Origin of the sequence: Kaistia terrae (assembly GCF_026344005.1) — a bacterium.
GTDB lineage: Bacteria > Pseudomonadota > Alphaproteobacteria > Rhizobiales > Kaistiaceae > Kaistia > Kaistia terrae.
In genome coordinates, this window is record NZ_JAPKNH010000004.1 from 276,216 (window position 1) to 289,094 (window position 12,879).

Here is a 12,879-nt window from a genome sequence, read left to right on the forward strand (position 1 = left end):
AATGACTGTCGCGCCCAGCAACCGCTGGCTCGTTCTGACCGCCGTGATCCTGGCGTTCCTGCCCGTTGTCGTCGACATGACGATCCTGCATATCGCTGTCCCGTCGCTGACGGCCGCTCTCGGCGCGTCGGGCACGGAGATCCTTTGGATCATCGACATCTACCCGCTGATCATGGCCGGTCTTCTCGTGCCGATGGGCACGCTCGGCGATCGCGTCGGCCATCGCCGACTGATGTTGACCGGCCTCACCATCTTCGGAACGGCGTCGATCTGTGCCGCCTTCTCGACGACCGCGATGATGCTGATTCTGTCTCGCGCCTTTCTCGCGCTCGGCTCCTCAATGATCATGCCGAGCGTTCTCGCCATCGTCCGGCAAACCTTCGAGGATCCGAAGGAGAGGGCCGTGGCGCTGGGCGTCTGGACCACGGTCGGCTCGGCTGGCGCCGCGATCGGCCCGCTGGTCGGCGGCCTCCTGCTCGAGCATTTCTGGTGGGGATCGGTGTTCCTGATCAATGTGCCGATCATGCTGGTCGTGCTGCCCATCGTGTTCGTGCTGGTTCCGAACCGGCCCGTGGCCGCCCAGGGGAGCTGGAAGATCGGCCACGCCATGCTGCTGATCGCCGGCCTGATTACCACGGTCTATGCGATCAAGACCGGCTTCAAGGCGGCCGACCTGTCCGTCTGGAATCTCGCCGTACTGGTGGCAGGGCTCGGCCTGATCGCCTGGTTCGCGCGGCTGCAGGTCGTCTCGAGCGAGCCGTTGCTTGACCTGTCGCTGTTCCGCAAACCGGCCATTTCGGTCGGCATGATGATAGCGTTCGTCGTGTCCGGGTCCTTTGCCGGTTTCGAACTTCTGCTCGCGCAGGAGCTGCAATACGTCTATGGTCGGACGCCGTTGCAGGCCGGCCTGTTCATGATGCCGCTCGTCATCGCGTCCGCCATCGCCGGCCCGATTGCCGGCAAGCTGGCGGGGCGCTTTAGCCTGCGCTGGCTTGGCACGATCGGCCTCGGCGCCGCCGCCCTGTCACTTTTCGGGATCAGCCAGTCCGACATTGGCGGTGATGTCGTGATCATCGGCAGCCTTCTGGCCGTGCTCGGCTTCGCGCTCGGCGTTGGCCTGCTGGCTTCGTCGGCCGCGATCATGGGCGCGGCGCCGGTCGAGAAGGCGGGCGCGGCCGGATCGCTGGAAGCTACAGGCTATGAACTCGGCGCGGGTCTCGGGATCACCTTCTTCGGCGTCCTGCTCAGCTCCATCTATCGGACCAATTTTACGGGAGCGGCCGGTCCAGGCATCGATCTTGAAGCGGCCTCTGCTTCGATCGGCGAGGCCATGGTGATCGCCCGCCGGATCGGCGGGACGGAGGGAGAGGCGATCGCTGAAGCTGCCCGAGTCGCCTTCGCCAGTGCGCATGGCTCGGTTCTGATGGTGACGGCGACCCTGATCGCGATGCTGGCCATTGTCGTTTTCGTGGCGTTGCGTCGCGAGGGTGCCCCGCTCGAAACCGGGGTAGTCGCGACGGAGCCCTGAGGCTCGACCGCTGGAACTCTATGCCCGGGGTGTCGATACGTCGCCCCGGGCCTTTTTTTGCCCGATGCTGCAATGCCCGCGCTCGATGATGGGCTTGCGTCAAAAAAGTATCAGTCAGATGATGCCGGTTTGGTAGCACAGGCCTTCATTGATCCCTACGGTAAGTGGCAAGCAGAGAACCACGTAAAAGCTGGCCTGCTGGGAGTTCCGTTACGATACCGGCGAAGAATCGGTATGGAGCGGTTTTGGGTGGGGAGGTCCGCCATGACGCCAGATCTGGAAGTCGTCGATATTCGACGTGGCGAATCCTATAAGGCTTGGGAGCACGGCTACCCGTTTCGTACGGTTCGCTGGCATTTCCATCCCGAATACGAGCTGCATCACGTCGTGGCGACGCATGGTCGTTATTTCGTGGGCGACTATATTGGCGAGTTCGAGCCCGGCAATCTGGTCCTGACAGGACCGAACCTTCCGCACAACTGGATCAGCGATCTGCCCGAAGGCGCGACGGTGCCTTTGCGCTGCCGCATGGTGCTGTTCTCGCAAGAATTCATCGGCAATCTGATGAGCGTGGCGCCGGAGCTGGCGGCCTTCGATCGGGTGCTGGAGATGAGCCGGCGCGGCGCACTGTTCCAGCCGGCGACCGTTGCCGAAGCAGCCCCGCTGATGCAGGACATGATCGAGGCGCAGGGCATTCGCCGGATCGAACTCTTCATCCGCCTGATGGGAATTCTGAGCCGGTCGAACGACATGCGGCCGCTGGCCAGTTCGCATTATCTGCCGGATCCGTCCGGCTACATGTCGGTCGGCATCAACCGGGCGCTGGCCTATGTCGGCGAACATCTGACCGAGCCATTCAGCGAGACGGATCTCGCCAATATCGCCGGCCAGAGCCCGAGCGCGTTTTCCCGCAGCTTCCGCCGCCATACCGGCATGGCACTGGTGCAGTTCGTCAATCGGCTGCGGATCAACCTGGCCTGCCAGTTGCTCATGAGCGACCGGGCGCAGCCGATCACCGAGATCTGCTACGCGGTCGGCTTCAACAATCTTTCCAATTTCAACCGCCAGTTCCTGGCGCAGAAGGGCATGCCACCCTCGCGCTTCCGGAGTTTGCTGGCGGAGAATTCAAGGGTGGCCAAGGCCGCCTGAGAGCCGCGGAAGAGCAGGGAGAAGTCGACTCCGGTCGAACGGGCTCTTCCGACAAGAACGAAGGCGCTGGGCAAGCTAATCGAATGGCTTAGGTCCGAAATGGATCGACGCTGAACGGTCTCAAGATCGGGTTCTCCGACCGCGGGCATCGTTCGATTGCTGGGTCCACAGCTTCGCATAAGTGTGATTTATCAAAGGGAGAAGACGGAATGACCAAATTTGCATGGAAACGCGTTGCCGCGCTGGCATTGGCGACCTCGATGCTGGGCGGCCTTGCCGTCTCGGCGCAGGCCGCTGAAGTCACGGACGCCACGGTTGCGTTCCTGATGCCCGACCAGGGCTCGACCCGCTACGAAGAGCATGACTATCCGGGCTTCAAGGCCGAGATGGAAAAGCTCTGCGCCGGTTGCAAGGTGATCTACCTGAACGCAGGCGCCGACGCGACGCGCCAGCAGCAGCAGTTCAACTCGGTCATCTCGCAGGGCGCCAAGGCGATCGTGCTGGATCCGGTCGACTCGGCCGCGGCCGCCTCGCTCGTCCAGCTCGCACAGAGCCAGGGCATCAAGGTCGTCGCCTATGACCGTCCGATCCCGGATGCCAAGGCCGACTTCTACGTTTCCTTCAACAATGAAGGCATCGGCAAGGCCATTGCGGATTCGCTAGTCGAAGAGCTGAAGGCCCGCAATATTTCGCCGGAAGCCGGTGGCGTGCTGCAGATCAACGGTTCGCCGACCGACGCGGCAGCCGGCCTGATCAAGAAGGGCATCCATGCCGGTCTCGACAATAGCGGCTACAAGATCCTGGCCGAATACGACACCCCGGATTGGACCCCTGCCAAGGCTCAGGAATGGGCTAGCGGCCAGGTAACGCGCTTCGGCGACAAGATCGTCGGCGTCGTTGCCGCCAACGACGGCACCGGCGGCGGCGCGATCGCAGCCCTCAAGGCTGCCGGCGTTGACCCCGTTCCGCCCGTTACCGGTAATGACGCGACCATCGCTGCGCTGCAGCTGATCATCGCCGGCGACCAGTTCAACACGATCTCCAAGCCGAGCGAGATCGTGGCGGCTGCCGCTGCCAACGTCGTCATGCAGCTCCTCAAGGGCGAGACGCCGAAGGCCGAGATGGAACTCTACAACACGCCGTCGCAGCTGTTCACCCCGGCTGTCGTCACCGCGAAGAACCTGAAGGCTGAGATCATCGACAAGAACATCACGCCGGCGGCAACGCTGTGCGTCGATCGTTATGTCGACGGCTGCAAGGCCCTCGGCATCACCAACTAAGCCGAACCGCCCGGCCTCTTTCGAGGCCGGGCGGACTTTTCTACGCGTATCCGTATCCTGTAGAGGCTTGCCAAGGCATGACAAACACAGAAGGCGCTCCTGCGACCGGCCAGCCGGTACTCAGCCTCCGGGGCATCTCCAAGCATTTCGGCGCCGTCTCGGCGTTGACCGATATCGATCTCGACGTTCACGCGGGCGAAGTGGTGGCGCTGGTCGGCGACAACGGCGCCGGCAAGTCGACGCTGGTCAAGATCCTGTCCGGCGTGCATCAGCCCAGTTCCGGCACCATCCGCTTTCAGGGCGAGACGGTCACGCTGAACGATCCAAGTGCCGCTTTGTCGCTCGGCATCGCGACCGTGTTCCAGGATCTCGCCCTTTGCGAAAACCTCGACGTCGTCGCTAACATTTTCCTCGGCAAGGAGCTCAATCCGCTGCAGATGGACGAGGTGGCGATGGAAACGCGCTCCTGGACGCTGCTGAATGAGCTTTCGGCCCGCATTCCCAGCGTTCGCGTCGCCGTTGCCTCGCTTTCGGGCGGACAGCGCCAGACGGTCGCCATCGCGCGCTCGCTGTTGCTCAATCCCAAGCTGATCCTGCTCGATGAGCCGACCGCAGCGCTCGGCGTTGCGCAGACGGCTGAAGTCCTCGACCTGATCGAACGCGTGCGCGAGCGTGGCCTCGCGGTCGTGATGATCAGCCACAACATGGAAGACGTCCGCGCCGTTGCCGACCGCGTCGTCGTGCTGCGTCTTGGCCGCAATAATGGCGAGTTCCCGCCGGATGCCTCGAACGAGGCCCTGGTGAGCGCCATTACGGGCGCATCGAACAATTCGGTTTCCAGGCGCGCCGGCAGACGGCAAGCCCAGGCCGCCCATCTTTCGGAGTCCGGCCAATGACAAACAACAGCAAACCCGGTACTCCCGCCGCGCAGCCGACCCTCGACCGCCGTGATGAGCGCGTCGCGCATTCCGCCGGTATCGGCGATACCATTCGTGCCTTCCTCGACCGCATCCGCTCCGGTGACCTCGGCATGCTGCCGGTCATTGTCGGCCTGGTGATCATCTGGACGGTGTTCTCGATCCTGAACCCGGTGTTCCTGTCGCCGAACAACCTCGTCAACCTGCTGTTCGATTCCTCGACGGTTGGCATCATCTCGCTCGGCATCGTCTGCATGCTGATGGTCGGCGAGATCGACCTTTCGGTCGGATCCGTCAGCGGCGTCGCTTCGGCCATCCTCGGCGTTCTCTGGGTCAATCAGGGTGTTCCTGCCGGATTCGCCATTCTGGCGGCCGTGCTTGCGGGCGCGGCGATCGGCTTCCTCTACGCCCAGCTCTACAATCGCTTCGGCATGCCGAGCTTCGTGGCGACGCTGGCCGGTCTCCTGACCTTCCTTGGTTTGCAGCTTTATCTGCTCGGATCGAGCGGCTCGATCAATCTGCCCTATGGCTCGCCGCTGGTGCGCTTCGGCCAGTTGATGGTGATGCCGGCGATCGTTTCCGTCATCTTCGCCGCCGTGCCGGGCATCGTCATGCTCTACACCGGCTATCGGACGGCAGCGCGCCGGCGGGCGGCTGGCCTTTCGGCGCAGTCCTCGGGCGGCATCATAGCCCGCGCCGCGGCGGTCACCATCGTGGCCGAGCTGGTCGTCGCCTATCTCAACCAGGGTCGCGGCGTGCCGTGGATGTTCGGCCTGTTCGTCGGCCTCGTGCTGGCGATGCAATATGCGCTGACCCGCACGCGTTGGGGCAGGTCGATGTTCGCTGTCGGCGGCAATCGCGAGGCGGCACGGCGCGCCGGTATCAACGTCCGCGCCATCTACACCAGCGCGTTCGTCCTCTGTTCAACGCTGGCGGCCTTCGGCGGCGTGATGGCGGCATCGCGTCTTGCCTCGTCCAGCCAGCAGGCCGGCACTGGAGACGTCAACCTGAACGCGATCGCCGCGGCGGTTATCGGCGGCACCAGCCTTTTCGGTGGACGCGGCAGCGCCTATTCCGCGCTGCTTGGCATCATCGTCATCCAGTCGATTTCGAGTGGCCTGACCTTGCTCGATCTGTCGTCGTCGCTTCGCTACATGATCACCGGCGGCGTTCTCGCCATCGCGGTTATCGTCGACTCGCTCGCCCGTCGTTCGCGCGCCAGCCACGGTCGCGCCTGATCCAGAAATCCTGACAGACGCCATCCTCGTAATGGCGCCTGTCTCCGCCTTGCAGACGTCAGGCAGCACCCCCTGCTGCCTGCACCGGGCTGCCTTGTCCGAAGCGTCGCGGCATCTCCACCGTGACCGCGCTCCCCCGTTCGACCATTTTTCAAGAAGGAAGACGATCGTGATCCCCAAGAGAGGCGAAGGCCAGGCTGTGCTCGTCACCGGCTCCTCGCGTGGCATCGGCCGTGCCATCGCGCAGCGTTTCGCAGCCGAGGGCTACCATGTCGTGGCGATGGACATTCCGCGTCAGGAAACCGACCTCAAGGAGGCCCAGGCGCTGATCCGCGAGGCGGGTGGCCGTTGCGACATCGTCTTTGGCGACGTCAGCAACCCGGAGTCGGTCAAGACCTTTGTCGCCGAAGCCAAGGCAATCGCCGGCCATATCGACGTCCTGGTCAACAATGCCGGCGTCCTGTCGCTGGCGCTGGTCGACGACATCGAGCCCGATGAATGGGATCGCATGTATGACGTCAACACCAAGGGCACGTTCCTGGTGTGCAAGGCGCTGCTCGCCCAGTTCCGAGAAGCAGGCCGGGGCCGCATCGTCAACATCGCCTCGATCGGCGGCAAGCGCGGCGCCCCGATGCAGGCGCATTATTGCTCGTCCAAGGCGGCCGTCATCGGCTTCACCCACATCCTCGCGCAGGAAGTGGCCAAGGACGGAATCACCGTCAACGCTGTCTGCCCCGGGATCATCGACACCGACATGGGCCGCAACAATTATCGCGACGAGAAGGCTTTGCAGGCCGTGAAGGACAAGACGGCGCTGGGTCGTCTCGGCTATCCCGACGATGTCGTCGGCGCGGTTGCTTTCTTTGCTTCCAGCGACGCCTCGTTCATCACCGGTCAGGCGCTGAACGTCTGCGGCGGCATCATCTTCCACTAAGGCCCAATTCCGCGATTGGCGCCGTCCCTCGCAAGGGACGGCGCATTTTTCTAGGCATCGGCATTCAGGCCGAGTTCGGCCAGCGCCTTCTCGGTCGAGGCGAGGTCGGTATGCACCAGCCCGCGAATGCCGAGGCCCGCGGCCAGTTCGACATATTGCGCCGTGTTGTCGATGTAGAAGACCTGATCCGGCGGGATCATCGCGATCTCCAGCGCCATTTTGAAGATCTCCGTATCCGGCTTGCGGACATGGACGAAGCTCGACGAGATGAAGGCGTCGAACAAATGGTCGAGGCCAAACGTCCGGATCCGGTACGCATTCAGCTCCCGCGCCTCGTTGCTGACGGCAACCAGCTTCAGGCCGTGGCGCTGCTTGAGTTTGGGAAACAGCGCCAGCATGCCGGCATCCGGCTCGGACTGCGCGCACATGAACGCCCAGAACGCCTCGCGGCTGAATGCGCGCGCTTCGTAGAAGATGACCCGATCCAGATAGTCATCGAGCGGAAGACGCCCTTCCTCATAGGCCGCGACATTGGCTTGATGCCGGCTCTCTACGGCGTCCCAATCGAGCCCGAATGTCTCGACCGCGCGCCGGCGGGCATGGCGGTCCCAGCCATTTGTCAGTAGGACGCCGCCGATATCGAGAAACAGGCAGGTGATTTTTGCGGGAGATGACATGAGGGATCACTCGCCCGCGTCGGACGCGGGTTCTCGCGTCGTCGCCAGCGGTACGATGGGTGATTTGCCTTCGAGGTGGCCGCCAAAGCCAAACCGCATGGCCGACAGCATCTTGTCGCCGAAATGCAGCTCCATCCGGGTGCGGAAGCGGGCATAGAGCGAGGCGGTCAGCACATCGGCCGGTACGGCTTCCTCGATTGCCGCCTGCACCGTCCAGCGTCCCTCGCCGGAATCCTGCACGAAGCCGGAGAACTCCTCCAGTTGCGGATCCCGCGCCAGGGCGGCGGCGCCGAGATCGAGCAGCCAGGAGGTGACGACGCTGCCGCGCCGCCAGACTTCCGCTATCTGCGCGATGTCGAGCGTAAAACGCTCGTCTTCCGGCAACTCGTCCGAATCCTTGTTGCGCAGGATGTCGAAGCCCTCGGCATAGGCCTGCATCAAGCCGTATTCGATGCCGTTATGGATCATCTTGACGAAATGGCCGGAGCCGGCCGGGCCGGTGTGGATATACCCATGCTCCGCCTGCGAGATGGCTTCGCCAAGCCCTGGCGTGCGGGGGATGTTGCCGATGCCGGGCGCCAGCGTCGCGAAAATCGGATCGAGATAGTCCACGGCATCCTTGGCGCCGCCGATCATCATGCAATAGCCGCGCTCGAGCCCCCATACGCCGCCCGACGTGCCGCAATCGACATAGCGGATGCCCTTTTGCGCCAGGTGGCGGGCGCGGCGAATATCATCCTTGTAGAACGCATTGCCGCCGTCGATCAGGATGTCGTCGGCCTGAACCAGACCTTCAAGTTCGGTGATTGTGTCCTCGGTGATCTTGCCAGCCGGCAGCATCAGCCAGATCGCACGCGGCCCCTCGGTCAGGGACGACACCATGTCCTCCAGCGAGCGAACCACGATCGCGCCCTCCAGAGCCAGCGATTCGCCGGCGGTAGGGTTGCGGTCGTAAACCACGCAGCGGTGCCCCGCCCGCATCAGGCGGCGCGCGATGTTTCCGCCCATGCGGCCCAGTCCGATCACACCAATCTGCATTTCAATCGTTCCTTGCGAGAGAGTGGAAGGCGAGTTTTGGGAGTGCGGTGTTCGTGGAGAATTCGGGTCGACCGTCCTGTCCTTGCCCCGGCGGAGACTTCGAGAAAGATAGCGCCGTCGCAGTCGATTTGAACCCCGGGGCGGTTCGCGGTGGACCCGCTCAGAGTATCAAGGCATGCGTAACCCTATGCGAGTGGACAAGGCGATGCGATGACGTTGATGCATCGGCCGACGAACGGAATTATCAAACCACACGGAACAGGTTTCCCACCCGACCCGTTGAGGCGTGGCGAGGGCTGGCGTTTCCTCGTCGGTCATGTCCCCAAGCTATGACTTCCGCACCGCGTAACCCTTCGTCGAAAAGGCACACCGATCGATCATGATAAAACTCGCAGTCTTCGACCTCGACGGCACGCTTGCCGAAAGCAAATCCTCGCTCGATCCGGAAATGGCGGCGCTGCTCGTTCGTCTGCTCGAAGTGACGCAAGTAGCTGTGATTTCCGGCGGCGCCTGGCCGCAGTTTGAAAGCCAGTTCCTGCGCAATTTCCCGAATGACGAGCGGCTCAAGGGCCTGTCGCTGCTGCCGACCTGCGGAACGCAGTTCTATCGCTACGATGGCGGCTGGACGAAGCTCTATGCCGAGGATTTCTCGGATGCGGACAAGCAGCAGATCATCGGTGCGCTTGACCGCGCCCTCGACGAAACCGGCCTGCGCCCGGCTAAACACTGGGGCGAACTGATCGAGGATCGCGGCAGCCAGATTACGCTTTCCGCGTTGGGCCAGCAGGCACCGCTTGAAGAAAAGAAGAGCTGGGATCCTGATTTCAGCAAGCGCAACCGGCTGAAGGAAGTGCTGCAGCCGATGATCCCGCGCTTCTCGGTCAATCTCGGCGGCGCCACCTCGATCGATGTGACGATGCCCGGTATCGACAAGGCCTATGGCATCCATAAGCTGCGCGAAATCCTGCACATCGCGATCCCGGACATGGTCTTTGTCGGCGACGCGATTTTCCCGGGCGGCAACGACTATCCGGCCAAGCAGGCCGGCGTCGCCTCGATCCGGGTCCGCGATCCCGAGGAGACTAAGCGCGTGGTCGAGGCCTTCCTTGCTTGCCTGGAGAGCGGGAGTCGGCCGTGACCGATTTCGAGATGAAGCGGATTGGCATGATCATGCAACCGCTGGCGGGCGAACCCAGCGAGGTGGAGGGCGTCCTCAACCCGGCCGCGATACGCGGCAAGGATGGGGAGCTCTATCTGTTCCCCCGCCTTGTCGCGAAGGGGAACTATTCCCGAATTGGCATCGCCCGCGTGCTGTTCGACGCCAATGGCGACCCGCGCGACGTCGAGCGCATGGGTTTCGCGCTTGAGCCAGAAGCTGAATACGAGCTTCGCGGAAATGGCGGCGGTGGCTGTGAGGATCCGCGCATCAGCTATGTCGAGGCTCTCGGCCATTACGTCATGACCTATACCGCGCTATCGTCGCGTGGGCCGCGCATCGCCATCGCCGTCTCCGACGATCTGTTTCACTGGAAGCGGCTGGGATTGGCCAGCTTCAGCCCCTATCACGGCATCCACTTCGAGGACGTCGACAACAAGGATGCCAGTTGCTTTAGCGCGCTGGTGCCCGACCCGTTGGGCCAGTTGAGGTTCGGGATCATTCATCGCCCACTCTTCCCCGGAACCCGTCCCGAGGAAACGGTCCATCAGGCTGATTCTCAGCCCCAGGGCACGGCTCAGGAGTGCATCTGGATCTCCTATTGCCGGCTTGGCGATCACGATGGCACGCCGCAGCTCGGCCAGTTCGTCGAGCATCACCGACTGGTCAGCCCCAAGGCCGACTGGGAGCGGCTGAAGATCGGCGGCGGCGCTCCACCCATCCCCTGCCGACACGGGTGGTTGATGATCTATCATGGTGTCGGAGACGTTGCGCATCCAAGCCGTTCCGGCCGAACGCTTCGCTATTCGGCGGGAGCGCTGGTGTTGGCGAAGGATCATCCCAACCAGGTCATCTATCGTTCCCCGGAGCCGGTTCTTGTGCCGGATACGCCGTTGGAACTGGAAGGAGCCGTCGATGCCGTCGTCTTCCCGACGGGCATCGATCGCCGCGACGACATCGGCCAGCCGGATCGCTTCGACGTTTATTACGGCATGGCGGACGATAGGATCGGCGTCGCGCGCTTGGACGTGCCGGAGATTTTGCCGGTGACGTCGTGATGGCGACGTTTCGTGGGATTAGCCCCGGCTGGAAGCCGGAGCTTTGTTGAAAGAAGCTAGCCCTTGACCGCACCCGCCGTGAGGCCGGCGACGATGTGCTTCTGGGCGGCGAAGAAGACGATGATCGTCGGCAGGATGGTGAGCGTGATGAACGCGAGCACCAGTTGCCAGTCGGTCGAGAATTCGCCCTGGTAGACCATGATCCCGAGCGGCCACGGATATTTGGAATCCGTGTTCAAGAGGATCAGCGGCATGATGTAGTTGTTCCAGGAATTCACGAAGGCGACGATGCCGACGGTCGCCAGGATCGGCCGCGAGAGCGGCAGCGTGATGTGCCAGAAATAGCCGATATAGCCGCAGCCATCGACCTGCGCCGCATCGAATAGTTCATGCGGCACGTTCTGGAAGAACTTGCGGAACAGCATGATGCTCATGCCGAGGCCGAAGGCCACCTGCGGCAGGACAACGCCCCAATAGGTGTCCAGCAGGCCGAGATCGCGGATGCGGATGAACAGCGGCAGGATCGCGGTGGCGACCGGGAACATCAGCCCGATAAGGAAATAGTTGAGCAGGAAGCCCGAGCCGAAGAATTTCACATGCGCGAAGGTGAAGGCGGCCATGGCCGCGACGGCGAGCGTCAGGACCACCGTCAGACAGGCAATGATCATCGAGTTGCCGAGCATCTGCCAATAGCGGGCACTGACCAGGATATCGAGATAGTTGGACCAGATCCATTCGCCGGGCAGGCCGAACGGATTGACCCGCAGGTCGCCCAAAGTTTTGAAGCCACCAATGGCGGTGGTGAGCAGCGGCAACAGCACGATCGCCGCCACGATGAACAGGCTCGCATAGAGATAGAGCCAAGTGAGGAAGCTCAGGCGATGCTTCGAGAAGACGTCGCGGCGTGGGCGCTTCGCAACGGCCGGCTTCGTGGCCACAGGGTTCCCGGCGATGATTGTTTGATCAGTCATTGCGCATAAAGATCCGTTTGTAGCCGAAGGCCAGCGTGATGCAGATGACGAACAGCACGACGCCGATGGCGCTGCCGAAGCCGACCTTCATGCGGGTAATGCCGTAGGAGTAGAGGAAGGTGACCATGGTCTGTGTGCTGTTCGACGGGCCGCCGCCGGTCAGCGGCATGATCATGTCGAAGAGCTGCAGCGAGCCGATCACCGAGAAGAAGACGGAGAGCCGGATCGTCGGCGCCAGCAGCGGCAGCGTGATGTTGCGGAAGCGCTGCCAGCGCGTCGCGCCGTCCATCTCGGCTGCTTCGTAGTAGCTCTTGTCGATCGATTGCAGGCCAGCGATGAACAGCATCATGTGGAAGCCGAAATACTTCCAGACGATGACGCCGAGCACGGCATAGATGGCGAGGTTCTTGTCGGCCAGAACATAGGGCGAGGCGACATTGAAGAACGAGGCGATGGCTGCGAACAGGCCATAGTCGCCGTCATAGACGAAGCGCCAGATCAGGCCGGCGGCCACGTCGGCCAGCACATAGGGCATGAAGAAGATCAGCCGGAACGAGACCGCGCCGGGGATGCGGTGCGAGACCATCGTCGCGAGCCAGAGCGCCAGCGGAATCTGGATCACGATCGAGACGACCATGATCAGGCCGTTGTTGATCAGCGCCTGGTGAAACGCGCCATTGCGAAACAGAACCTCGAAGTTCTTCAGGCCGATGAATTTCTCCGGCAGGCCATAGCCGCTCCAGTCGTAGAGGCTGTACCAGGCGGCTTCGCCCATCGGCAGGATGACGAAGAGGGTGAAAATCAGAAGGGCTGGCGGCAGGAACAGGACAAGGACGGGCAGGGTCCCGTTGTTCCTCCGGCGGCCGCTGTGGCCGGGCGCGCGCGCGGCAGTCATCGTTTGGGTCATCGGCCCGGACTCTCCGGTGAAAATTG

At 62.9% G+C, this 12,879-nt stretch carries 12 protein-coding genes; 8 read left to right on the top strand and 4 right to left on the bottom strand.

Annotation, left to right across the window (positions count from 1 at the left end; translation table 11 throughout):
• Position 1: 1 nt before the first annotated feature.
• The 6 genes from OSH12_RS13780 (at position 2) to OSH12_RS13805 (ending at position 7,046) form a co-directional block, all read left to right on the top strand.
• Positions 2 to 1,528 (top strand): MFS transporter, encoded by a 1,527-nt coding sequence (locus OSH12_RS13780; protein ID WP_266344142.1) that lies wholly within the window; start codon positions 2 to 4, stop codon positions 1,526 to 1,528.
• A gap of 264 nt (positions 1,529 to 1,792) precedes the next feature.
• Positions 1,793 to 2,677: an AraC family transcriptional regulator gene (locus OSH12_RS13785; protein WP_266344143.1), complete on the top strand. Its 885-nt coding sequence runs from the start codon at positions 1,793 to 1,795 to the stop codon at positions 2,675 to 2,677.
• Positions 2,678 to 2,886: 209 nt separating this feature from the next.
• Positions 2,887 to 3,957 carry an ABC transporter substrate-binding protein gene (locus OSH12_RS13790; protein ID WP_266344144.1) on the top strand — a complete coding sequence of 357 codons (1,071 nt, stop codon included), beginning with the start codon at positions 2,887 to 2,889 and terminating at the stop codon, positions 3,955 to 3,957.
• A gap of 77 nt (positions 3,958 to 4,034) precedes the next feature.
• Positions 4,035 to 4,853: an ATP-binding cassette domain-containing protein gene (locus OSH12_RS13795; protein ID WP_266344145.1), complete on the top strand. Its 819-nt coding sequence runs from the start codon at positions 4,035 to 4,037 to the stop codon at positions 4,851 to 4,853.
• A complete protein-coding gene (locus tag OSH12_RS13800; protein WP_266344146.1) occupies positions 4,850 to 6,112 on the top strand; it encodes a sugar ABC transporter permease in 1,263 nt (420 codons plus the stop codon). The genes OSH12_RS13795 and OSH12_RS13800 overlap by 4 nt, the downstream gene beginning before the upstream one ends.
• 169 nt (positions 6,113 to 6,281) lie before the next feature.
• Positions 6,282 to 7,046 carry an SDR family NAD(P)-dependent oxidoreductase gene (locus OSH12_RS13805; protein ID WP_266344147.1) on the top strand — a complete coding sequence of 255 codons (765 nt, stop codon included), beginning with the start codon at positions 6,282 to 6,284 and terminating at the stop codon, positions 7,044 to 7,046.
• Between the two features lie 50 nt (positions 7,047 to 7,096).
• On the opposite strand, the gene OSH12_RS13810 is transcribed toward OSH12_RS13805, so the two are convergent.
• Both OSH12_RS13810 and gnd read right to left on the bottom strand, forming a co-directional pair.
• Entirely contained in the window at positions 7,097 to 7,723 is a 627-nt protein-coding gene (locus OSH12_RS13810) for an HAD family hydrolase (RefSeq protein ID WP_266344148.1), read from the bottom strand.
• A gap of 6 nt (positions 7,724 to 7,729) precedes the next feature.
• Positions 7,730 to 8,884, bottom strand: a complete 1,155-nt coding sequence (gene gnd / locus OSH12_RS13815) for a phosphogluconate dehydrogenase (NAD(+)-dependent, decarboxylating) (protein ID WP_266344404.1) — start codon at positions 8,882 to 8,884, stop codon at positions 7,730 to 7,732.
• Positions 8,885 to 9,140: 256 nt separating this feature from the next.
• On the opposite strand from gnd, the gene OSH12_RS13820 reads away from it, so the two are divergent.
• Both OSH12_RS13820 and OSH12_RS13825 read left to right on the top strand, forming a co-directional pair.
• Entirely contained in the window at positions 9,141 to 9,899 is a 759-nt protein-coding gene (locus tag OSH12_RS13820; RefSeq protein ID WP_266344149.1) for an HAD-IIB family hydrolase, read from the top strand.
• A complete protein-coding gene (locus OSH12_RS13825) occupies positions 9,896 to 10,975 on the top strand; it encodes a glycoside hydrolase family 130 protein (protein WP_266344150.1) in 1,080 nt (359 codons plus the stop codon). Before OSH12_RS13820 ends, OSH12_RS13825 begins: the two co-directional genes overlap by 4 nt.
• A gap of 56 nt (positions 10,976 to 11,031) precedes the next feature.
• Here the strand turns inward: OSH12_RS13825 and OSH12_RS13830 are convergent, their stop codons facing one another.
• Both OSH12_RS13830 and OSH12_RS13835 read right to left on the bottom strand, forming a co-directional pair.
• On the bottom strand, positions 11,032 to 11,946 hold the full coding sequence (locus tag OSH12_RS13830; RefSeq protein WP_266344151.1) for a carbohydrate ABC transporter permease: 915 nt from the start codon (positions 11,944 to 11,946) through the stop codon (positions 11,032 to 11,034).
• Positions 11,939 to 12,841, bottom strand: a complete 903-nt coding sequence (locus tag OSH12_RS13835; protein ID WP_266344405.1) for a carbohydrate ABC transporter permease — start codon at positions 12,839 to 12,841, stop codon at positions 11,939 to 11,941. Before OSH12_RS13835 ends, OSH12_RS13830 begins: the two co-directional genes overlap by 8 nt.
• Positions 12,842 to 12,879 lie beyond the last annotated feature (38 nt).